At 71.3% G+C, this 23,013-nt stretch carries 15 protein-coding genes and 1 pseudogene; 11 read left to right on the top strand and 5 right to left on the bottom strand.

The window, feature by feature from the left end; translation table 11 throughout:
• Nucleotides 1-361: 361 nt before the first annotated feature.
• Nucleotides 362-1,000 (bottom strand): hypothetical protein, encoded by a 639-nt coding sequence (locus GFH49_RS20790; RefSeq protein ID WP_155057598.1) that lies wholly within the window; start codon nt 998-1,000, stop codon nt 362-364.
• Nucleotides 1,001-1,003: 3 nt separating this feature from the next.
• The gene (locus GFH49_RS20785; protein WP_155057597.1) at nt 1,004-4,966 is read right to left on the bottom strand and encodes a DnaB-like helicase C-terminal domain-containing protein; all 3,963 of its coding nucleotides are present in this window, start codon (nt 4,964-4,966) and stop codon (nt 1,004-1,006) included.
• Nucleotides 4,967-5,756: 790 nt separating this feature from the next.
• Between GFH49_RS20785 and GFH49_RS20780 the strand changes: the two genes are divergently transcribed.
• The 4 genes from GFH49_RS20780 (at nt 5,757) to GFH49_RS20765 (ending at nt 9,103) form a co-directional block, all read left to right on the top strand.
• A complete protein-coding gene (locus GFH49_RS20780) occupies nt 5,757-7,142 on the top strand; it encodes a TniQ family protein (RefSeq protein ID WP_230396402.1) in 1,386 nt (461 codons plus the stop codon).
• 81 nt (nt 7,143-7,223) lie between these two features.
• The gene (locus GFH49_RS20775; protein WP_196218066.1) at nt 7,224-7,478 is read left to right on the top strand and encodes a hypothetical protein; all 255 of its coding nucleotides are present in this window, start codon (nt 7,224-7,226) and stop codon (nt 7,476-7,478) included.
• 319 nt (nt 7,479-7,797) lie between these two features.
• Nucleotides 7,798-8,694: a hypothetical protein gene (locus GFH49_RS20770; RefSeq protein ID WP_155057595.1), complete on the top strand. Its 897-nt coding sequence runs from the start codon at nt 7,798-7,800 to the stop codon at nt 8,692-8,694.
• A 166-nt stretch (nt 8,695-8,860) separates the two neighbouring features.
• Nucleotides 8,861-9,103, top strand: a complete 243-nt coding sequence (locus GFH49_RS20765; RefSeq protein ID WP_155057594.1) for an Hpt domain-containing protein — start codon at nt 8,861-8,863, stop codon at nt 9,101-9,103.
• Nucleotides 9,104-9,256: 153 nt separating this feature from the next.
• On the opposite strand, the gene GFH49_RS20760 is transcribed toward GFH49_RS20765, so the two are convergent.
• The 3 genes from GFH49_RS20760 to GFH49_RS20750 all read right to left on the bottom strand — a co-directional run bounded on the left by GFH49_RS20760 (nt 9,257) and on the right by GFH49_RS20750 (nt 12,629).
• Nucleotides 9,257-11,326, bottom strand: a complete 2,070-nt coding sequence (locus tag GFH49_RS20760; protein WP_155057593.1) for a Shedu anti-phage system protein SduA domain-containing protein — start codon at nt 11,324-11,326, stop codon at nt 9,257-9,259.
• A 69-nt stretch (nt 11,327-11,395) separates the two neighbouring features.
• Nucleotides 11,396-11,677: a hypothetical protein gene (locus GFH49_RS20755; RefSeq protein WP_155057592.1), complete on the bottom strand. Its 282-nt coding sequence runs from the start codon at nt 11,675-11,677 to the stop codon at nt 11,396-11,398.
• A gap of 31 nt (nt 11,678-11,708) precedes the next feature.
• Nucleotides 11,709-12,629: a PIN domain-containing protein gene (locus tag GFH49_RS20750; RefSeq protein WP_230396401.1), complete on the bottom strand. Its 921-nt coding sequence runs from the start codon at nt 12,627-12,629 to the stop codon at nt 11,709-11,711.
• Between the two features lie 410 nt (nt 12,630-13,039).
• On the opposite strand from GFH49_RS20750, the gene GFH49_RS20745 reads away from it, so the two are divergent.
• The 7 genes and pseudogenes from GFH49_RS20745 to GFH49_RS20715 all read left to right on the top strand — a co-directional run bounded on the left by GFH49_RS20745 (nt 13,040) and on the right by GFH49_RS20715 (nt 22,988).
• Nucleotides 13,040-13,876 carry a TnsA-like heteromeric transposase endonuclease subunit gene (locus tag GFH49_RS20745; protein WP_155057591.1) on the top strand — a complete coding sequence of 279 codons (837 nt, stop codon included), beginning with the start codon at nt 13,040-13,042 and terminating at the stop codon, nt 13,874-13,876.
• The gene (locus GFH49_RS20740; protein ID WP_155057590.1) at nt 13,873-15,849 is read left to right on the top strand and encodes a Mu transposase C-terminal domain-containing protein; all 1,977 of its coding nucleotides are present in this window, start codon (nt 13,873-13,875) and stop codon (nt 15,847-15,849) included. The genes GFH49_RS20745 and GFH49_RS20740 overlap by 4 nt, the downstream gene beginning before the upstream one ends.
• On the top strand, nt 15,843-17,936 hold the full coding sequence (locus GFH49_RS20735) for a TnsB C-terminal domain-containing protein (RefSeq protein ID WP_155057589.1): 2,094 nt from the start codon (nt 15,843-15,845) through the stop codon (nt 17,934-17,936). Before GFH49_RS20740 ends, GFH49_RS20735 begins: the two co-directional genes overlap by 7 nt.
• Nucleotides 17,933-18,472, top strand: a pseudogene (locus tag GFH49_RS20730) (TniB family NTP-binding protein); the annotation flags it as partial. The gene GFH49_RS20735 and the pseudogene GFH49_RS20730, both read left to right, overlap by 4 nt.
• 150 nt (nt 18,473-18,622) lie before the next feature.
• A complete protein-coding gene (locus GFH49_RS20725) occupies nt 18,623-19,771 on the top strand; it encodes a tyrosine-type recombinase/integrase (protein WP_230396400.1) in 1,149 nt (382 codons plus the stop codon).
• Nucleotides 19,771-22,404, top strand: a complete 2,634-nt coding sequence (locus GFH49_RS20720) for a tyrosine-type recombinase/integrase (RefSeq protein ID WP_155057587.1) — start codon at nt 19,771-19,773, stop codon at nt 22,402-22,404. Before GFH49_RS20725 ends, GFH49_RS20720 begins: the two co-directional genes overlap by 1 nt.
• The gene (locus tag GFH49_RS20715) at nt 22,401-22,988 is read left to right on the top strand and encodes a DUF6262 family protein (protein WP_155057586.1); all 588 of its coding nucleotides are present in this window, start codon (nt 22,401-22,403) and stop codon (nt 22,986-22,988) included. The genes GFH49_RS20720 and GFH49_RS20715 overlap by 4 nt, the downstream gene beginning before the upstream one ends.
• The last annotated feature ends 25 nt before the right edge of the window (nt 22,989-23,013 follow it).

Below are 23,013 nucleotides of genomic sequence, written 5' to 3'. Positions count from 1 at the left end.
TGCCGACAGAACTGCCCGCCGCACGGCGCGGCGCGGAGCCGGACGACCGGGACGGCGACCAGCAGCAGCGCGTCCCCGACGCCGGGGGGACAGCGGCGCGTCCGGTGATCGAGCCGGCCGGGACGAGCTCGGCGCGCGCCCGCGTCTGCGGAAGCCGCACCGCCTCCCCGACGGCCGCGTACCGGGACTCGGCGCAGGCCGCCGCCAGGAACCGGCCCGGGGCCCGTGACGTGCGGGCGGCGCCGTCGTTGGCCATGCGGAGTCCTGTGCCGCTCAGCCGCCGTCCGCCCCGCCGTACGACGGGTTCAGGCTCGGGCGAGGCCCTCGTCCGACGGCGGACAGCGGACCGGGTCCCCCCTCCTCAGGCGCCGAGGCCGACGTAGGAGACGTAGGTGTAGGCGCCCCAGTCGGAGTCCAGGTCGGTGATGATGTCGTCCCAGATTTCCTCGAGTTTGCCTTCGTCGCCGGCTTCCATGGCGTCGACCGCGTCGTTCCAGACGTAGCGGACCGCGGGCAGGGTGCGGATGGCCTGGTCGCCCATGAGGTTGGGGCGGCGGGCGTGTTCGTCGACGAGGTCCTGGTTGATGGGGTGGATCTCGACCGCGGTGCCGTTGCCCTGGTTGTTGAGGTGCTGCTTGAAGGCGCCGGGGTTGTCGCGGATACGCCGGGTGCGCAGGTCCCAGTACGCGGTGTCGACGAGTTCGAGGTTGGCCGGGTTGGGCTTCTGGGTGCCGGCGAACCAGTTCTTCAGGGCGCGGGACTTGACGGTGATCCCGGCCTCGCGCATGGCCTGGATGCCGGCGTCGCTGTTGAGGTAGTTCAGGCGCGCCTTGAGGCCGCGGGGGGTGGTGACGGGGGACTTGATGCCGCCTTCGAGGATCTGGCGGGACAGGGCGTCTTCCAGGGCGCGGCCGAGGGCTTTGCCGCCGCGGACGTTCTCGGCCGACCGGTTGGCGCCGTAGGTGCCGAAATTGCGCCAGCCGCTGTCGTCGTACGGCATCGGTTATTTTCCCCCGAGGGTGTAGAGGCGCTTCACTTTCATCTGGGTGGGCTTGCGGCCCTCTTCCCACACGGTTTTCCAGTCGCCTCCGGCGACGTGGAGTTCATCGACGCCGGATACCTGGACCAGGATAAGGCCTGCCTGGTGTGCTTTCCACGCCTTCAGCCAGAGGCTTGCGAACGCCTGGGAGCGGATGGTGTGGACCCACTCGGGTCGGCGGAGTTCTCGGTTCTTTCCTGATTCGCCGATCGTGGAGGTGAACCGGGAGTACATGGCCTTGACGTATTCCCCGGTGACCGGGTCCCCGGTGTCGATCGCTGTCTGGCGGGCTTCCTGGAGGACCCGGCGGAATTTCTCCAGGAGTGCTTCGGAGGCGCCGGAGGTCCACGATTCCAGGATCTGCGGCGGCTCGCTCAGGCCGAGTTCGTGGCAGCGGATCAGGAGGCGGACGGTGGCCTCGTCCAGGAGGTAGGGGCCGGGCTCGATCCGGTTGCCGAGCGGGCTGGGCAGGTCGGTGTGATCCCAGTTGAACTGGGCAACCCGGTGGATCCCGGCGCGCTTGCGGTCGAAGCCTCCGGTCGGGTCGTGCTTGAGCGCCCCGATCGGCAGGTGCGTCTTGAACGCGGAGAGATAGGCCGCGTTGATGTCCAGGCCGACCACGTCCAGCGGATGGCGCTCCCCCCGCTTGATGGCCTCGTAGAGGGGGGCGTTGCGCCATTTCTGGCGCCCTTCCCACACTCCGTCAGCCTCGCCCTGTCCGGGCTTGGAGAGGAAATCCAGAGCGGGCGGGTAAACGGTGTGAACGTAATTTCCCCCGACCCGTGTGAGTTTGAAAAGGGCCATTGAGTCCGGCACGGCTTTCTTCTGCAGCGCCTTGACGGCGGCCTCGATGTCGCCGTCCGTCTCGTCCAGGGCCTGCTCGACCGCGTCGCGGATCTTGCCGAGGAAGAAGGAGTAGTTCCGGCGCCCGCTGCCGGTCCCGGTGCCCGGGGTGCCCTCGGGCGGAGGCGTGTCGTCGCTGAACGAGGCCGAGGGCGCATCCATGACCACTCCCTCCACCACGTGCCGGGCCGGAACGGCCGTACCGGACGCCGGTGCCTCGCCGGACTCCGGGACAGCGGTACCGGGCTCAGTGGCGGGGGCGGGCTCGGTGACCGTCAGGGACGCCGTGGCCGGGGTGTTCAGGGGCGCGGGGGCGGGGAGGGCGGACGGGGTGATCCCTGCGGCGGTCGCGGCCGCGTGGTAGGCGGTCAGGGCGGTGCGCAGCCGGGCGGCGTCGTCCGTTGGGGGCAGGCGCAGCCGGCGGGCGCCGAGCTCGGCGGCACGGGCCCGGGCGGCCGACAGCACCGGGAGGAGGTGCTCGTGGCCGGGAGCGAGCGCATCGCGCAGGGCGGTCAGGACGTGCTGGGCGTGGACCGACAAGGGCGAGCGGTGCTCGTTGCCGGTGAGGAACGGCGCGGCGGCGGCGAGGAGTTCGGCCTCCGCCGCGTCCAGGTCCGGCACCTGGGCGGGGACCGGACCCGCCTCAGGCGTGCCGGCGGCGGGGACCGGCTGCGGGCCGGCCGGCATCGCCGGCACCGGTGACGCGCCCGGGGCGGCGACGCCGGTGGGGGTGTCGCGGTGGGCGGCGGTGAACGCGGCCAGCGCGGCGCCCAGGCGCCCGCCCTCCGGTGTGGCCGGCACCGGCGGCCGGCGGGCGGCGAGATCGGCCAGGGCCTGGCGCAGCCCGGGCAGTTCGTCCGCGCGGCCGGACACGGTGGAGGCCTCGCGCAGCGCGGCGAGCGCGCCGGTCAGGCGGGCGGACAGGCCGTGGCGGGCACCGGAGGTGAACGGCAGCGCGGCGTCAAGGAGTTCGGCCTCCGCGGCCGCGAACCCCTCCCCCGCAGCCGCCGCCTCGGCCGGCCCGACGGCCGGTGCGGAAGCGGGCTGCAGGGCGGCGGCCGGGGACGCCAGGGCGCCCCCGGCGGACGGCGACGTCGTCACGGCCGGGCCGGCAGTGGCGCCGGACGGCGTGCCAGGGCCCGCGGCCGCGGACGGCTTCACCGCCCCCGCCGAAACCGCCCCCTGGACAGCCGAAACCGCTCCCTGGACGGGGGCCGGTACGGCGGAACCGTGGCCGTGGGCAGCGGCGTGCGCACAGAAGGCCTCAAGAGCCTGCTGAAGCCGCCGTCCGGGGCCGGTGTCAGGCAGACGCGGCCGGTGAGCGGCGGCGCCGCGCACCGCCCTCTGGAAGTAGGACAGGTTCGAGGCGGACGCATCCTCGCCGTCGAGGACACGGACCATGGCGAGCAGCACAACCCGAAGGTCGTCCGGGAGCTGCCCGAGCGTGCCATCTTCCATGTAGGGGCGGACCGCGTCGGCGAGGTCGGCGGTGACCTTCTCGCCCTCCGCACCGCGGAAGGCGTGTTCGGCGTCGAACCGGTACCCCGGCTCGGGCGCGTCGGTGAAGCGGGCGCACGCGAGATCGGCACGCAGCGGCACCCTCGTCAGCTCGCCGAAGTCGCGTTCGGCCACGGCTACTTGGGCGTCGTTGCCGGTACGGGTCAGGGTCAGGGTCACGTGGGCGGCGTCCAGCGCGGCCAGGACCTCGGGGTCGGCGGTGTCGAGCACGGCCACCACCGGCACGTTCCGGGTACGGGCCACATGCGCGAGCAGCCGGGCCGCCTCCGGAAGCGCGGGACCGGACAGCGGGATGAACCGGTCGGCCGCGTGCTGGAACCGGTCGACGACGACCAGGGCCAGGCCCTCGACGTAGGGGGCGGTCTCCGCGATCGCCTCCGCTGTCAGGCCGGTGCCGTCGTCGACGTGCAGGGCGGCGCCGGCGAGGCGGGCCTGGACGGCGGCCGCGGCCCGCTGCTCGTCCTCGGTGAGGGCGCCGGTACGCAGCCGCCGGTAATCAAGCCCCGCCTCGGCCGCGATCACCCGCATCGCCACATCCGTCCGCGACAGCCCCGACGCCGCGTACAACACAGGCAGCCGGCGGGCGAGCGCGGTGTGCCGGGCGGCGTGCACGGCCAACAGCGAGCCGCCCGCGTGCGGCTCGGCCGCCACCACCGTCAACACCCCCACCGGAAGACTCCCCAGCACAGCATCCAGGGCGTGCAGACCGAACCCGAACCGCGGCACCACCGACGGCGCGACCGCCTTGCTCAGCGCCTGCCCGGCGACATCACCGAGGCCGTGCAACCGGTGCAGCCCACCAGCAGCCGGGACGGATGCGGGGGCCTCGGCCGGACCCGCCAACGGCACCGGACCGTCCCCACCCGCCGTACGGACCATGTCCCGACCGTCGGCAGCAGCCGTGCGGTCACCGGCACCGTCGTGAGCAGCAGCGTGACCGGACGCGGCCGCCGGAGCACCGGGAACTGCCTCGGCGCCTGTGGGGGGCACGTCACGGGGGACGGCCACCGGGATACCGGAGTCGCCATCAGCAGCCGGTACGGCGGCCGGGGCGGCGGAGGCTGTGTCAGCGGCGGGGGTCGGGACCGGGGCGCCAACGTCTGCATCGGCCCCCCGCCCGGCGGCGGGCAGGCCCTTTCCAGGGGCTTCGGGGGCCTGGGGCGCTGTGGACACGACAGACGGGAGATGTGCTGTGTCCACCCACGCTGCGGCCGGTGCGGGCGCGCCGCTGATGGGGACGGCAACCGGTGCGTCGCCGGGCGGGACCAGAGCGGCGTCCACCAGGACCGCAAGAGGCGTCGTACGGTCCAGCAGAACCTGCGGCACGCCCGGACGGCGAGCCGCGTCCATCACGCGGTCACCGAGCTTCGGCCGCGCCGCTGTGCGCGCCCACGACGGCCATCCCGCAAGCCGCATCCGCGCGGAGTCGTCCAGCCGACCCACCGGGATCAGTGCGGCGCGGTAGGCACGGTGCGATTTCCCGTCACGTTTCACGATCACCGTTACCCGGCCCTCGTCCCGCGCCGCGTCTACCAGCTCGTACAGCCGGTTCCGCGCCTCGGTCACCCCCAACACCTCCGGCGCCTCGACCGACGTCGGCGCAGCGGCGGCCGGCTCGGCAGCACAGGCACGCGCGGGAGCACCACCTGCCTCCTCCGCTGCGGGCCCAGCAGCGGAAGGATCGGGGACAGCGGAGTGGGCAGGCATCAGGATCTCCAGACACGCGAAGCGGGACGGATTGGGAAGCACGGCCCCAGGGCACCGGCACGCCACCGGACGCTGAACACGACCATGCCCCCGCCTTCACGAACCACCAGCAGCGGGCGGCGGGGCTCGGTCGAGACGGCCAGGACGCAGCCACAGACACAACACACCTACAGCGCAGCCGAGTTGACTCGGGCAGCCGCCAGCAGCAAGCCCCACCCTACTCGACCCGTAACGCCATCCGCCACACAACTCCGACGCCGACACGTAACGCGGCGAGGTGGAAGGGAGTGACGTGACCGGTGGGGCGAGAATGCGTAACGCAAGGCCGAGTTGGGCGCGGGGCGGACACGGGCGGGCGCTCCTCACACCGCTGCGGACTACTCCCCGGCCGGGGACCGCAGTCCGGCCCGTGCTGGAGGGCAACGTGCAGGGGCGCGTCGGGGCGGTGGGCAACAGTTGCGCTGCTGGTGAGGATGAGGCGGTCACGCCGTGCGGCCGCAGTGTTCATGGTGCGGGTACCTGCCCTGGCTGCACAAGCGGTGCCGCACCATGATGGGGTCCCAGGGCCAGGCGGGAACGGGCTTTTGACCGTGAGACGCGGTGCGCAGAGGGCACCGAGCAGCAACAGGAAACGGCGTCGGGGAGAGCTGTGGCAGCAGGGGTGTTGCGGACCGTGCCGTTGGCCGGGGAGCTGACCACGTCGCTGATCAGCCGGGTCGCGACCCGCTACGGTCTGGCGGCCGGGAATGTGCTGCGGCTGTGGACATGCCGAAACTTCGCCGCGCGGTACGACGGCGGCGGCGTGCGGGCCGATGCGGAGGTCGTGCTCAACGATGCCGGGCGGCGTGTGCTCGCCGAGTTGTGCAGGGTGGAGCCTCACGTGCTGGCGCGCGCCTTGCCGGCCTTCACCGTGGACGACCCCAAGATCAGCACCGGCAAAGAGGCCGCCGTGGCGCAGGCGCGGTGGCGGGCCGCGGGCACGGTGGTGGGGCCGGCCGCGTTCGGCTGCCAGCTGTGCACCGCGCGGCGCACCGGGCAGGCGGTACGTGCGGTGCAGTACGTACCACGCTGGCGGCGGGTCTGCCTCAAGCACGGACGCTGGCTGCTGGACGCGGACGCCGACCAGCCGCTGGAACACCTGACCTTGCACAGTGTTCCCGAGGTGATGGCCGCGCAGCGGCGGTGGCCGGGCGTGGCGCGGCGTGCGATGCGGGCCGGAGTAGAACCGGAACAGGCGTTCACAGTGGCGCATGCAGTGGTGGCCCGCTGGTGGGAGGAGGCCCTGTACTGGGAGCACGAGGAGACCTGGCCGCGCCGTCTGCACCAGCTGGCGGGCAGCAGCGCGGGGACAGAGCTGGAATGGTGGCGGATCGTGGGCCGGGACGCGGCCATCCTCCCCGAGGTGGTGGCCGTGGCGGGGGCGCTGCTGGAGCCGGCGATGGCTGAACTGGCCTGGCGCGCAAGCGGCGGGATGCGGCCGCGTGCGCTGGAGGATGACGACCCGTTCTGTCACCGGCTGGGCGAGCGGGTGGGCCGCCCATGGCTGGGTTCATTGGTCGCGGCCGACTACGGCAGCCCGCTGAGCGACTTCACGGGCGCGATCGTGCGCGGACGCCGCGGCGGCGGGCCGCCGGGGTGGCGGGACGATCCGTGGCAGCTCAAGCGTGAACAGCAGCCCGCAACGATGGCCGGTCAGCTACGCGTCTTGGTGGCGGAGAGACACTCGGGCGGCTCGGGTACCCGATGGCGTGCCACCGTCCGTGCCGAACACCGCCTCCATATCACCCAGTTACTCGACGACGCCCGGGAGCAGCTGGCACAGCTGCACGGCACGCAGAACGGCACCACCGCCGAGGTGGCCCGCACGCTGCTGGAGCACCTCAGCCACAGCGCCGGCCTGATCGACCAGGCCCTCCTGCACACCGCCGCCGCAGCCGTCGCCGCCGGGGTGGCACTGGAGGAGGTCGCCCAGTGGTCCCGCCTGCCCGCCGACGAGCTGGCACAGGTTCTTGCCGCGGGCCAGGATGACGGCTGACGCCCCCATCGTGAGTCCTGTCCTCGCGTTGTCGCGCGGGGCGGGCGGCGGTGGATCCCAAAAGGTGTGAGGCAGGCCCCGATGACGCCGGTGGACAACCCCGAACTCGCGGTCATCCTCGCTGGTGTCCCGGACTCACTCGTCCTCACGTACGCCTCGCTGGTGGACCGCGGCGACTACGAGGCCCTCCAGGAGCAGGAACGCCCCTACGAGCCCTGGCAGGGCAACGGGGAGAGTAGGGCGCAAGAAGACGCGCGGTCCGCTGGAGGCCGCTCTGGCGGGCGGAGAGCGCCTCTACGGCCAGCAAGACAGGGCGCAGTCGTACGGACCGCGTAGGCCGCTGGCAGCCACGGGAAGAGACGCCACCAGCGACCGGCTCGAACCGGATTCGCCGCCGTGTTCTACCAGGTACGGAGTCACGGCGTGAACTATCCAAGAGTAGGGTTCCAGAACATCAAAGATCACCGTCTGAAGCGTTAAAGGTTCCAGGTGTCGATTACGTGACTGCCTGCGGCTGTGGCCGCCAATGGTTTCCTACTGGGGTCATCAGTTATCCCATGTTTTCCGATAGCCCGGTCTGAACGGGAAGCGGCCAAGCGGCCCGCACCGGAATTCGGCACCCGCTTCGTGCGGCCGATCGGTGAACATGGACTCCGTGAACACCGAACTGACCGTGCTCAAGCGGGACATGGCCGTGAGCCAGGACGACACGATACGGATGCTGCTGGAGCAGTCCAAGCGCACCGGCCGTGCCGTCCTCATCCGGCGTGCCTTCGTCCAGGATGCCGATCCCGGCCTCCGCCTGGTCACGCGGCCCGGCCCGTTCTCCAAGATGCTGCGCAGCAACGAGCGGCTGGACCTGTTCCTCCTGATCCACTGTGTCACCGCGCGCGCCGACTGGGGCGTCGCTCACCGGTCCGAGACCTGGGGCCGCGCCGCGGGGATCTCCTTCGCCACCAACGGCACAGCGAGCGCCGCGGTCTCCCGGCACCTGCACAAGCTCAAGGAACTGAAGCTGATCAGCACCGAGCCGTACGGCCGGATGACGAAGATCACCAAGTTGCTCGAGGACGGCTCCGGCGACCCGTACACGCTGCCGTCGGGCGACAAGGAGGGTTCCCGCAAGAGCACCTACTTCAAGGTGCCGTTCGCGTACTGGGAGCAGCACTACTACCGGAAGCTGTCGATGCCGGCGAAGGCGATGCTGCTCATCCTCATGAGCCAGCGCAGCCCGTCCTTCGCCCTGTACAAGGCCAGGGAGTACGCACTCTGGTACGGGATCTCCCCGTCGACGGTCGGGCGTGGCATCGAGGAGCTGAAGAAGAAGCGCCTGCTGTACGAGTTCCTCTCCGAGCAGCAGTTGGACGGTTTCTCCGTCCTCGGGCAGAGCACGCACGTCCGCTGGGCCCTCGCCGCGCCGTTCGACCTGAACGTCAACAAGACGGAGCGCGAGGCGGCAGTGGCCGCCTGGACTCCCGAGGGCATCGCCCGCACCGCGCTGCGGATCGGCTCCCGTATCCCCGCACTCTCGGGGGCCGCGATTCCGCGATGAACACCACCGGGGCGCTACAGCCCCGGTCCTACGACTCCCGGCCCCGCGCACACGGGTCGGGCGCGGCGCAGGCCGCCGCCCCGCAAACGGGCGGCGGCCCCCTGTTCCAGCAGGGAGCCGCCCAGTGAAGAAACCGACAGTCACTCCCCAAGGAGGCACCATCAGCATGTCCAACGAGCCTAAGGGCACTGACCAGCCGGCGTCGACCCGGCATCACCAGGGCAACGGCAAGCTGCGCCACATCCGGTCCGAGATCCGGACCCGGCTGCGGCGGCTGCTGGACGGCGACCTCCGCCGTCGCCTGCGCGCCCTCGCCCATACGGCGGGCCACGGCATCGTCCGCGGCTCCGCCGGCGCCGTGGGCGCGAGCGGAACCGCGTGGATCATCTGGTGGATCCAGCAGCGCTGACCCGGCGCACCCGCTGATTTCACATCCGCAGACCTGGTGGTCCCGGTCCCAGCCGGGGCCACCAGCGGCTCACCCCGTACGACGGTCACCACACGCGGGCCGCCGTACGTACTGAACGCACCCACAGGCCAACCAGACAGGTGGATGGGAGCCTTAGCGATCTTCGACGATGAAGCACGCCCGCTGGTAAAGCTCATCGAACGTGATGATCTCGACGTCCTGGATCGATGTCCGGTACAGCTCGAAGGAGTTGATCTTCTCGGGGTTCACACGGCCGTTGTGGGTGAACTCGCGCAGGCTCCCGATCACCACGACCTGCCGGGGCCGGGTGGTGGACAGTTCGACGCCGGTCGGGGTGCCGTCGTCGTCGTAGATATGGGTGAGGAACTCGCGGGAGATGAGCTGCTGGGCCTTGCTCACGGTCTTCTGCACCTGCGCCACGCCGCCGCCCAGTTCTTTCGATGCCTGGTAGACGCCCGCGCGGTACGGGGTCTTGGCGAGCAGCTCAGTGTCGTGGGTCTTGATTTCGCAGAAGAGCATGCTGCTGATCAGGCCCTTGGAACGCATGATGGCGTCGATGCGTTTCCCGGCTCCGCCGAAGATATCGGCACCGGTGGTGATGCGTTCCAGTTTGCCGTCGTCGATGGATTCACAGGCGATGAGGTTGAGCCCGTAGCCGAAGATCCACTGGTTCGCCTCGAAGAAGGCCTGCCAGACCGCCTCCGCCCCGCGCGTCGTCGCAAGGCTCTCCTCCTGCTGGAAGTAGTCCGGATCGTTCAGCAGCCGCTTGAACCTCTGGAGTTGCTCTCTGCGGTTGCTGATCAACCGGATGTCCGCCTCGGTGAGCCCGCCGCCTATCGCGGTCCTGACCGCACCGAGAACCATCATCCGGTCCTGGCCGGTCAGCAGCTGGGTCAGCTGGGCCTCGTCTCCGGCCACGAGCTGGAGGGAGCCGCCGGGCGTGCTCAGCCCGGCGCAGCCCTGGAGGAAGTTGATGACCTTCCAGAAGTTCTCGTGGACGTCCCCGGTGTCGACGAGCGCCTTGACGGCCCGGGTGGCCACGGTGTCGGGCACCGTCTGCGTGGCGGGGACCTCCCCGGCCTTCTTCTTGTCCTTCTTCCACAGCTTGATCCTCGGCGTGAAGGTGTTGCCCTTCTTGATGATGGTGACGCTGCACAGTGTGGCCACCTGGGGCCGGTCGTCGAGGACGAAGTCGGTGATCATCCGGCGTGCGCGGGTGTCGTAGAGGTAGTGGAACCCGCTGCTGTCATGCGAGGCACGGATCTCCAGGTCGGCGAAGTCCCCGCGGGTGACGTCGAACTCGGTGGTGGTGAAGGGGAGGCGGAGACCGCGAACGATGGGGGTGGCGGGTGCGGTGGCTTGGGCCCGCCAGTCCGGCGGAATGTGGGGCAGCGGCCGGGTGTCGCCTTCGACCACGAGGTCCTGGACGTCGGTGCGTCCGAGCTGGCTGAGCAGGGTCTCCAGTGTCCGCCAGATCGCCTCCTTCGTCTCCGGGGCGCAGGTGGGCAGGAGCTCGCGCTCCACGGTCAGGACCGCCTCATAGGTGTCCGCCGTCCAAGCATCACCAGGCGTGGGGTGGAAGATTCCGCCGTCGGGGCGCAGGGTCAGGACAGCTGTACGCAGCAGGTCGCATGCGGTCTCCTCGCCGGCGCAGTCCAGAAGGCTGTAGGTCTGCCCGAGGACCAGGTCGAGCTTGCCCGTGTCGTCGTCGTTCAGCGGCAGCGGGACCAACGGGCCCGTGGGCGGAAGCCGGACCGGCGTGTAGATCGGGCGGCCGGAGAGGAACTCGTAGGAACGCAGGCCCCACCCGTCCGGTGCCAGCAGCCGGTTCAGCTCCTCAACCTGCTTCATCGCCTCCTCGACGCCGGCCGCAACCTCGGGATGGACCGTTCGTGCCAGGAAGGCAAGCAGCACCTCGTCCGGCCCGTCGGAGAGCTCCAACCGAGAGTCCTCGAAGATCCAGTCGTCGTCCAGGTCGTAGTTGTTAATCCGGTGCTGCTGGATGTCAGCGCGGACAGTCGGGAGCCGACCGTTCTCGGATGCAGGTCGGTCCAGGTCGTAGAGGTCCTCCAGGAACGTGACCTCGTCCAGTTTCCCCCACCAAGGGCTCGATATCCCGCGCAGATAGCTGAAAATGTCATGCCGCGTCACCGTCGTGATCGACGGCTGCGCGTATGCCGGGGCGGGGCCGCTGGACGTCATATGTCCAGGATGGAGGGCAGAGCGGTCAGGTACCGGTCGATCGGAACTTTCCATCTGCCGAACGAGACGTCAGACGACGAAGCGCAGCGCGGCAACGGGGGAACCGCCGAACCGGCCCGCCCCGGCCCACGCGACCGCGTAGGCCATGAAGGCCGCAGCGCCGGTGAACGGCTCGAAGCTCCGGGAGGCCAGGAACTGAGCGGCTGTGGCGGCGAACCCCACCAGGAAGATCGCCTTCGTGTCTACCTTCGCGCCCGACTCCGACTGCCGCGCCAAACGCGCCGCGAGTTCGCTGTTGATCAGCTCCAGGGTCTGTTCCTGATCTTCGAGCTCTTGCGGCGTCATCGTCATGTCCTGAGCGTATGTAGCGCGGAGCGTCCGTTCATGGTGCCTCGATGAACGGCAGTCCGACTGCGGCGAGCTTCGTCTGCAGGTTGATGTCGTCGCTGGCCACGTAGACGGAAGACCCGGGATGCCGGGACTGCAACAGCAACGTGGAGGCCACCAGGCGGTCATCGGACACGTCTAGCTCCAGCCAGTTCGGCAGCCCGTCGCCCTTGGGTTCGATGTGCTCGAAGACGGCGTGCACATCGCCGGCGACTCGGACGCCGCGCCGCACGTCGCCGTTGGTCCGCAGTCCCTTCAGGCGGCGGTCGGCCTTCTTCGCCGCCTCTCGGATTTCGGGGTTGCGTCCGGCGCGCTTGTGGTCGTCCAGTTCCCGCAGGACAGCGGGCATCAGGTGAACCATGTACCGCTTCCCCAGCAGCGGCGTGTAGATCGCCACGTCGGGGTCGTCCAACAGCACGTTCGTGTCGACCACCAAGCGCACCGCCCAGGGGTCAGAGGGCAGCAGCTCACCCAGTTTCCGGAGTGTGGTCACTGCGTCGCGCACATGGTCGGTGGCCTTGTCGATGGTGGCCGGCACCGTTCTGTCACGCGGGCGCTCAAGCCAGCGCCGCAGTAGGTCAAGGTTCTCCTCAAGACGCTTGGTGACCTCGGGAGTCGGATGCGGGAAAAGCAGGCGGAACAGCGGCTCCCAGTCCCGCACGCGCCCCAGCAGTTGCATTCGTCGCGCCTCGAGTCCGGGGCTGCTGGGCACCCATCCCCACTTCGGAGCGCCAAGGTGCATCACGTAGTCGCGTCCCCGGTTGGGGTCGGTGTTTCGGATCTGTGAGTCCGCGAGGATCTGCACGAAGTCCGCTTCGATCAGGTCCAGGTCCGTCCGGAGGCGATCCAGATAGGTCGGTGGAGCTGCTTGCGTGGCCATCTGCCGATGATGTCGCACGCCACTGACATCCCTCACCGGTCGGACATCCCAGAGCACCTCCGCCGCCGGGCTGATGGCGGCGCGGCGCGGCGGCCCCGGCCGACGCGCAACCGGGCTGAGCGCGCCCCGATTCCGCCTTCAACTCGGCCAACTATCAGGTCAGGCATGATGCGGCGGCATGGACTCAGCCGTCATCGCTGCACTGATCACCACACCCACCGCCGTCCTCGCAGCAGCTACCGCCTACGCCGCCCCGCCCCGCGTGGCGCGCATAGTGCTCGCGGGGCGGGCGGGAAGGTGCAGAGACCCGCACTGACACGGGCGGCACCAGGTGACACCGTGGGCGCGCATGCTCATGGCGAGGGGCCTGGAGCCGAGAAGAACGTGTCCTGGTTACCGCCCGGTTCGCCTGCGCGGCGCGACCGGTATGACGTTGTCTGGAGTACGTGATCATCGACAGCAGCCAGGACGGCGCGCCGGCCGGCTTACCCGCCGTCGCCGGCAGCGTCTACCGGGTACCGGAACCGGGCACGGTGGAGGCGGAGTTCACCGGGGTGGACGGCACGCTCGTGCAGCGCCGCTGGGTGGAGGCCGCCGTCGCGGTCAGGTTCGAGCGGCTGGCGCCGGTGGCCGGGTTCCCGGTGGTGCCGGGGCGGCGGTGGGGGCCGGGCTGGTGGTGGTCGGCCACGACCGGGCGGCATGTGATGCACGGTTCGCAGGCGATGTGCATGCAGCTGATGGTCCTGGACCGCGATCCGCACGTGGTGGGCCTCTCAGCGCGGCCGGTGCGGCTGATCTGGCGCGATCCTGACAGTGGGCGGGTGCTGACGTGGGTGCCGCAGCTGTTCGCCCGCTACGCCGACGGGGGCGCGCTGCTCGCCGACTGCCCCGCCGCGACGGCTCCCGCCGCCGGCCGGGCCGAGCGCGCCGGCGCGGTGCTGGAAGCGGCCTGTGCGGCGGTGGGGTTCACCTACCGGCGCCTGGTGCCGCCCGAGACAGTGGTGGCGGCGAACGTGCGGTGGCTGGCCGGCTACCGGCACCCCCGCCACCGTGACGCGGGCGGCCTTGAGCAGGCGGTGCTCGAGGCGTTCGCCGCGCCGCGGCCGCTGATGGCCGGGGCCGCGGCGGCGGGCGAGGTACTCACCGCGCTGCCGGTGCTCTACCACGCGCTGTGGAGCGGTCGGCTGGCCTGCGACCTGACGCGGCCGCTGGGCGAGCACACCCTCGTGACGCCCGGCCCGGCCGCAGGCGGCGGAAAGCGGCGGGAGCAGCAGGAGAGTTGAGCAAGCGCGTGGTGACCGCCCCTGGCGGGCGGTGTGTTGAGGTGGGCGCTCAGGTCACGTTCGAGGGCCGCGCCTGGCAGGTGACCGGCCTGGCCGGCGGGCGGGTGCACCTGGTTGCCGAGGACGGGGCCACCGGGTGTGTGCTGGCCGCCCATCTGGTGTCCGCGCCCGGCTTCTCGGTGACCGCTCCCGCGGCCGCGGAGCCGCCGGCCCCGGCGCTGTGGGAGACGGTGCCGCTGGCCGCGCAGGAGCGGGCCCTGGCCTGGCTGCGGCACATCCGCGAGGTCGAGACCGGGCTGCCCGGCGGCCCGGCAGACGGCGGGATACCGCGGCCCGAATACGACCCGCAGCGCTTCACCCTCGCCGAGCGGGAAGAGGCCAAGGCGCGTGAACTGGCCGCGCTGGGCTGGACCCGGGCCAGCCGGACCACGGTGCAGCGGATGCGGCTGGTCTACCAGCGGCAGGGGCTGTGGGGGCTGGTCGACAAGCGCCACCTGCGCACCGGATCGGCGACCGGGCGTACCGACGAGCGGGTGGTGGCCGCCGTGCTGGAGGCCCTGCGCCGGCGCCGCGGCCGGTCGAAGACCACCACCTTGCAGGTCATCGAGTTGGCCGAGCAGATCGTGGCGGACACCTACGGGCCGGCCCGGGTGAAGCTGCCCGCCCGCTCGTCGCTGTACCGGCTGGTGAAGGTCCTGGCGGATCCGGCCGAGCCGCCGGGCAGTGCGGCGCGCACCGCCACCGGCCCGGCCCGCCCGGGCGGCCCGCCGCCTGCGCTGCGGCCCGCCGAACGGGTCCACATCGCCACCGCCCGCCTGGGCCTTGAGGCGGTGGGCGAGGACGGGGGTGGGGTGCCGGTGGCGGTGACGGCGGCACTGGACGCGGCGAGCGGCTGCGTGCTGGCCGCCGTGCTGCACCCGCCCCAGGACGGGCCAGTGCAATTGTCGGTGCTGCTGGCCGAGATGGCCGTGCCCAGGCCGCAGCGCCCGGGCTGGCCGGCCCTGCTGGAGCAGGCCCACGCGGGCGGGCCTGCCCGGCGGCTGGTGTCCCTGCCCGCACGGATCGAGGCCACCGCGGCGCGTCCGGCGGCCGTGCCCGAGACGCTCGTCGTCGCCCCGTCCACAGCCGCCGTCACCCCCGCTGTCCTGGCCGTGTGCGAGGGCCTGGGCATCAGCCTGGAGCCGGCCCCGTCCCGGGCGGCGGGCGCCCGCCGCGGCGCCGCGTACACGCTGGAGGTCTTCGCAGGCCTGTTCGCGCGGCACGCCACCGCGGCGGAAGAAGCATGCGCAGCGGGAGAGGCCGCCGGGGCGTACTGGAGCATGCCGCAGCTGCAGGACCTGCTGGACGAATGGATCACCGTCAGGTGGCACCAGCGGCCCCAGGAGCAGCTGCGTCATCCGCTGCTGCCCCGGGCGGGGCTCGCCCCCCAGGAGATGTGGGAGGTGTTGCTGGGCGTGGCCGGGGTGGTGCCGCTGCCGCTGGCCGGGCAGCACTACGGCGAGCTGCTGCCGGCAGCCCGGTGCGCCCTCACCGATTCCGGGATCCGGCTGGGCGGGCGCCGCTACGACGATGCGTGTCTGGACGAACACCGCGGCCGCGGCCGGCGGTGGGAGGTCCACCACCATCCCCACGACCCGCGGCAGGTCTTCGTCCGGCTGCCAGACGGCCTGCTCCACGCGATCGGGTGGGCCGACGGCGAGCACACCCTGCGCCCGTTCGACGAGCTGGTCCGGCGCCGCACCGGCGGCGTCCTTGCGCTCCGCGGCACGGGCACACAGCCGGACAGCGAGACAGCCGGCGGCTCCGGTGAGGCAGGGCGCAGTGCAGACGTCGCGGCCATGGAAGGGATCGCCGGCGCCACGATGATGCACTTGGTGCACGACGCTGACGGCGGCGGTGCCGGCGACCGCGTCGCCCGGGATACCGGCGGGTTCGGGGTGTACGACCCGCTGGCGGAGGCCGAGCTGTGGTGAGCGCACACGGCGGCCGCCCGGTGGCCGCAGCCCGCCACCGGCAGGTGAAGCTGGGGGCGTACGTGATGTTCGAGGGCCGCGCCTGGCAGGTGGCCGCCGTGGCCGGGGCGTCGGTACGCCTCGTCGACACCCGCGGGCAGACCGCCTCCGTGCTCGCCCCCTTCCTGTTCGCCGACCCCGCCTTCGCCGTGGTGGACTCCCCCGCCGCCGCGGTGCCGCCGTGGGGGCTGCTGGAGTCGGTGCCCGAGCGGGAACGCGAACGGGCCCTGGCCTGGCAGCGGCACATCCGCGAGGTCGAGACCGGGCTGCCCGGCGGCCCGGCCGACGGCGGGACGCCCCGGCCCGAATACGACCCGGCACGGCGGTCGATGGCCGAGCGGGAGCAGGCCAAGGCCGACGAACTCGCCCGGCTGGGCTGGCCGCAGGCCAGCCGGGCCACCGTGCGCCGCATGCGCGCCCGCTACCACGCAAGCGGCCTCATGGGCCTGGTCCCCCGCCGCAAGCCGTCGCGTGCGACGGGGCGGGCCGATGAGCGGGTGGTGGCCGCCGTGTTGGAGGCGCTGCGCCGCCAGCGCGGCCGCTCGAAGGGCACGCTGAAGGGGCTGCGGGAGCTTGCCGGGCAGATCCTGGCCGACACCCACGGGCCGGGCACGGTCGCGGTGCCTGCGCCGTCGACGTTCAACCGGCTGGTGCGCGTGCTCGCCGACCCTCTGGAACATCCCGGACGGCCGGCCCGCACCGCCACCACCACGCCGGTACGGCCGTACACGCCGACGGTGGCGCTGCGGCCGGGCGAGCTGGTGCAGGTCGACACCACCCGCCTCGACGTGATGGCCGTGGGCGAGGACGGGAAGCCGGTGCGCCCGGAGCTGACGATCGCTCTCGATGTGGCGACCCGCTCGGTGGTCGCGGCCGTGCTGCGCGAAGAGGGCACCAAGGCCGCGGACGCGGCGCTGCTGCTGGCGGAGATGGCCGTGCCCCATCCCGCGCGGCCCGGCTGGCCCGGCCATCTGCGCCTGGCCCACGCCGCCGTCCCCTACGACCGGCTGCTCGCCCTCGACGCACGGCTGGAGTCGGCGGCGGCGCGGCCGGTGGTGGTGCCCGAGACGATCGTCATCGACCGCGGGGCCATCTTCGTCTCCGCCGCTTTCCTCGCCGCCTGCGAGACCCTGGGGGTGAGCGTGCAGCCGGCACCTCCCCGCTCCCCCGCTGCCAAAGGCGCCGTCGAGCGGACCTTCGGCAGTATCAACACGCTCGTCGCCCAGCACATCGCCGGCTACACCGGCTCCCATATCCTGGAGCGCGGCGAGGCAGTGGAGGACGAAGCACGGTTCACCATGGCCCAGTTGCAGGAACTGCTCGATGAGTGGATCACCACCCGCTGGCAGCACCGCCCCCACGAGGGCCTGCGCCATCCCCTCCTGCCGAAGAAGGCCCTCACCCCGAACGAGATGTGGGGCGCGCTGCTGGGCGCGTCCGGGTACGTGCCGCTGCCGCTGACCGGCGCCGACTACCTGGAACTGCTGCCCGTACGCTTCCACCCCATCACCGCCCGCGGCATCCGCATCAACTACCGCACCTACGACCACGCCTGTCTCAATGAGCACCGCGGCCGCCCCTCCCCCACCGGCCAACCCGGCGGCAAGTGGGAGGTCCACCTCAACCCGCACGATGTGCGACAGGTCTACATCCGCCTACCCGACGGGCTCCTGCACGAGATCCCGTGGATCCACCGCGACCACGTCCACGCCCCCATGGGCGAAACCGCATGGCGCCACATCCGCGCCGCCCTGAACCGGCGCGGCGACCGCGAGCGCCACGAGGCCGACCTGGCCGAGGCCGCCGACCAAATCCTGCGCCGCGCCCGCCCCCTGCCCGGCCACGGCGCTCCCGCCCCAGCGGCGCCGGGAACGGCGGGCCCGCAGACGGCGGATGACGACGCGGAGGCCGAGGAGAGTCCCGACACCGCCGACTCCCACGCCCCTGACGCTGACGCTGACGGCAATCTTGCCGACAGCGATGAACTCTCCCCGCCTGCGGGCCGATACGCGCTGTACAACGCCTTCGAGGAGGCCGAACACTGGTGACCAGCCCCGATGTCACACCCACCGTCGAGGAGACGTCCCCGGGGACGGTCACCACGTTCGACGCCTTCGCCCGGTTCGCCACCACCGCCCCGCCCACGCCGCCGCAGCCGGGCCAGGCACCCCGCCCGCCGGAGGAACGCCTGGCCTACCACTCCCAGTTCGTCACCGTGCGCACCCCGGCCATCGAAACCCTCTCGCGCAATGTGCGCACCCTGATGATCCTCGGCCGCCACCAGCAGGTGACCGCACGCCCGTCCCTGATCGTCACCGGGCCGGCCACGACCGGCAAGACGACCGCGCTGCTCGAAGTGGGCCGCACCTGCCACCTGGCCCACACCCGCCGCGCCGCGCCCGGCGACGACAGCGTGCCCGTCGCCTACGTACTGGTGCCGCCCGGCGCCACCGCCAAGACGCTGGCCGGGGAGTTCGCCCGCTACCTCGGCATCCCCGTCACCACCCGCATGACCACCACGCAGATCACCACCGCCGTCTGCCACACCTACACCGCGGCCGGCATCAAGCTCGTGCTGATCGACTTTACCGACCGCCGGTAGTCCTGCCCGTGATGTCCGTCTGGGACTGTGACCAGCACGTCCTGGGCTTGTTTACCGACCGTGTCCGGGGCGTCTGTCATGTTCTGGAGTCGGTACGGAGGACAAGTGGTACGGCACGTGGTGGTCGGGGACTTGAGGGTCCAACGGATCGAGCGGAAGGAGGGGCGACGGTCGTGGACGATCGTCTGGCCCGAGGGAACGCTGCACACGGAGGCGGACCGGTTCCTGCGTGAGCACGAGGGCTCGGGCACGCAGAAGACGTACGCGTACTACCTGGTGGACCACCTGCGGTGGCTGGAGCGCGAGTGCCTGGGCTTCGACACGGTCCAACTGCGGGACCTGGAACGGTACATGGGCATCGTCGGCGCCGAGGTCCGCATGCCGCTCGGGGAACCGTGGCGGGTGGGCAAGCGCCCCTACGGCCGCTCGGCTCTGTCGACCGCAGCCGCCTGCCTGAAGGGCTTCTACCTGCAGCAGGCTTCTCGCGGCATCAACGGCGAGCTCGGCAAGAAGCTCGATCAGTCCCGGCTGCCGTCGCGGGTGGACAAACGCCGCTCGTTCCTCGGGCATGTGAAGAACACGCTGCCCACCAACCCGCTGGCGCCGAAGGGGCCGCACCGCCGGCACCCGAAGATGCTGCCGGACGGCGCCCGGGAGAGGCTGCTGGAAACGGTGAACGCCGCCCGGGACCGGCTGGTGGTCACCTGGCTCGCCGACGGCGGGCTTCGTATCGGCGAGCTCTGCGGACTCCACCTGGTCGACCTGCACCTGCGCGAGAACGCGGCCTGCGGCGAGTGCCACACCCCGCACCTGCACGTCTGCCACCGGCCCGGCAACCCGAACCGGGCCGAGGCCAAGACCAAACACCCCTGGCGGGTCGAGCACGGCACCGTGACTGGCGGGCTGATCAAGCGGGTCAGCCCGGCGATGGTGCACTCCTACTTCGAGTACATCACCACCGAGTACCCGCAAGGGGTTCGGCACGGCATGCTCCTGGTCCAGCTGCACGGCGCCGATGCCGGGCAGCCGTGGGCACCGGTCGGGGCCCGGCGGATGCTCGGTCGGGCCGGGAAACGCGCTGGTCTGGGGCTGGTGAAACCCCATGCCTTCCGGCACACCTTTACCTCGGCGGTTCTCGACGCCGCTGACGGCAACCTGCTGATAGCCCGGGACGCCGGCGGTTGGGCGTCGGCCGCGATGGTCGACGAGGTCTACGGGCACGTCGATGTCCACGACCCGGCGTTCGACGCCGCACTGCGCGCGGTCTGGGGTGGGGCGTGATGCGGCGGCAGGAGTACCTTCGGCCGCTGTTCACCGAGCGTCCGGACCGGGTCGGCCGCGACCGGCTGGAGATCCTGACCGCGCTCATCGGCGGGCCGTCCTTCGACCCGATCTACCGGCCCGACATCATCGAGATCCCGCGCGGCCACGCGATCTACCGGTGGGAGTGCGTCGTCGGCAGCTGTGAACGCACCCGGACGGGCGGGTCGGACCTGTGCTCGGAGCATCAGCGGCAGTGGGTCTGCGACCGCGAGCGCGGCGTGGGCAAGGCCGCTTTCGTGGCCGCGGCCCAGGGGCTGGAGCGACATGTCGGAGCGGAAGAGAGCATCTGCCGGATCTGCCCTGAACGGCCCGCAGCACACAGCGACCTGCGGCTTTGCCAACGACATCTGAGCCGGTGGGTCGCGCGCAAGAAGGAGGGAGATGACAGCGACTCCTTCGCCACCTGGGTGAGCGACGAACAGCCGTGCCCTGGCTACGGTCCCTGCGGCGCGGTCGTCTGCCCGAACCTGGCCGATGCCCCGCTGGGGCTGTGCTCGTGGCACGGCAGCCGCTACCGCCGTGACGGCAGCCCTGGAGGCGCCGCGATACCGCCCAACTGGTGGCAGCGATATGAGAAATTCGGGAAGACGGTCCCGATTGAGTACGGCGACCAGGAGGAATTCCGACACTGGTGCGCTACCGTTCCCGCGCATCCGTGGCCGGGGCAGATCAACCTGCGCGGGCTACGGCCCCTGGTGCGGGCCGAGATCCAGTGGGGGCTGTTCGTCCACACCCGCCGGGCCCGGCCCAGCCGGTGGGATCTGGGCTGGATCCGGTCGCTGGTGACCACATGCCGCACGCTGGAAGTGAACTCGCTGATCGACTTCGAGTTCGGGACCGGTGGTTCTGCCGCGTTCACCGGGGCGATCGCCAAGGAGATCCTGCACGAGCTGCGATTGGTCTACTTCACCCCGCAGGAGGCCAAGGACGCCGGTTTCCTGGAGACCGAGCACTTCGGAGTGCTGTTCCCGCACCGGATGAGTCACATCGACCTGACCGGCATCCCGCAGCGCTGGCTGCGGGATCTGACGTGGGACTACCTGGCGGACCTCCTTCGGTCACCACGCTGTCCGCGCTCTGCCGGCCCGATCGACGATCTTCGCCGGGCCGCCATCGAGCTCGGAGCATTCCTGGAAGTCGAGGCGCCTGGCGGTGGCCACGACCCTGCAGTTCTGCGGGAAGAACACGCCCAGCGATTCGTCACCGACCAGCGCCATCGTGAACGCGAAGGGCTCCCCTCTCTGGCCGTGAAGCGGCCGGACGGGACCGCGAGCATCGTCACCACCGTCACACGGTCGGTCGTATTCAACGCCGTGCGCAAACTGATGCGCGACGCGCTGGACACCGGCACTGCCGAAGGGCTGGGCCTGGAGCGGGAGTTCATCATCGCGTTCCCGACAGCCGGCGCCACCACCGGCCGGACCGCGCGTCGGCCCTTCCCCGACGAAGTCGCCCGGGCCCTGGCCGACGAGGCGAATCTGGCCGAACTCGCTGCCACCTACGACGCCCAGGACAACGGCGTCCGCGACATTTGGGAGACCACCGTCACCACCGGTCGCCGCATCGGAGAGGTGATCAAGGTGCGGTGGGACTGCATCGGCCGCTACGGCGGCCTGGCGATGTTCTGGCACGACCAGACCAAGGTCGGCAACTACGACGCCGCGATCCGCATACCCGAACGGCTCTACGAGATGCTCGCCGAACGCCAGCGCAAGACCCTGGACCGCTTCACTGCCCGCTACGGCTACCGGCCGACCGGCGCCCAACGCGCCGGACTGGCCCTGTTTCCCACGATCTACCGCAGCCAGGACGGGACCGTGTCGCTGACCCATCAGTGGTTCTACAGCCGGTTCCGGCCCTGGGTGGACGCCATGGACCTCGGCCACTATGTCCCCCACCAGGCTCGCCATACTCTGGCCACCAATCTGTTGCGCAACGGGGCGACTTTGACCCACATCCGCCGCTATCTGGGACAGGTCAGTGATCGGATGGCAGAGCACTACGTCCATCTCACCAGCTCCGATCTGGAGAACGTGCTCCAGCACGTCTGGGTCGCCGGTCCCGGCGCCGCACACCCCGGCGAACTTCTGGCCGGGAAGACCACCCCGCTCACCCGGGAGCAGGCTCAGGCCCTGGCGATCGACCTGTCCCGCCGCAGCACCCCGGCCGAGGGCGGGTTCTGCACCTTCCAGCCCGTGGTCGACGGCGGCGCCTGCCCCTGGAACCTCGACTGCCACAACTGCGACAAATTCGTCCTGTCCGGCGCCGACCTCCTCTACTGGCGTCGCAAACGCGAGCAGTGGCAGCTGCTGGCCGAAGGCGCCCCCGACGACGCGACCGCCGACTACCTGCACCGCTACTTCGAACCCACCGCCCGCGCCATCGACGGCCTGGAGAAGGCCCTGGCCGGCCTCGGCCTCCTCGACGACGCCCTTGCCCTGGACCTGCGCAAACCCCAGGACTACTTCCACCGGGTCTGGTCCACCGCCTTCCGCGCCGCCGACCTCGCCGACGCGGGCAGCGACGGGCCAGACGAGTACAGCGGTACGTGCACAACCGACGGCGACGACCCCGAACAGGAAGCTGCATGAACACCGCCACCATTCCCGGACCCCGCACTGCGGCGGCCCTGGCAGCCCGCCGCCGCAAGACCGAAGCCGCCCTTGAGCGCGTCCACCAGGCCATCGCCCGGCTCCGACGCGAGAAAGCCCAGGTCAGCGTCGCCTCTGTCGCCCGCCGAGCGAACGTCTCGCGCACCTTCCTCTACGACAATGCTGAGGCCAGAGCCGCAGTCGCCGCAGCGATGACTCAGAACGGTGAACGCCGGTCCCGCATGCTCGTTGAGCAGGACAACGAGCGCGAGGCGACCTGGCGCGAACGCGCCCTGAACGCCGAGGAGGCCCTCAAGGCCGCCCATACCGAGATCCTCTCCCACCGCACCCGCATCGGTGAACTCCTCGGTCAAATACGTGACTTGGAGGATGAGTGGCCGCAGGAAGCCGTCCAGCGGATCACCACCGAGAACACCACCCTCAAGCAGCGCGTCCGCCAACTCACCACCGACAACCGCACCCTCGACGAACGGCTCAAGGCCGCCCGCTCCAACCTCCGCTTCCAGGACCGCCGCCTGGCTGACCTCGAAGCCCGCCTTGCCGACCCGGGATCAGGCATGTGATCCCGTCCGCTGACCGCCTCATGAC

It is taken from the genome of Streptomyces blattellae, assembly GCF_009709555.1.
In the GTDB taxonomy this organism is placed as follows: domain Bacteria; phylum Actinomycetota; class Actinomycetes; order Streptomycetales; family Streptomycetaceae; genus Streptomyces; species Streptomyces blattellae.
This window is presented reverse-complemented; position numbering and strand designations above follow the sequence as displayed.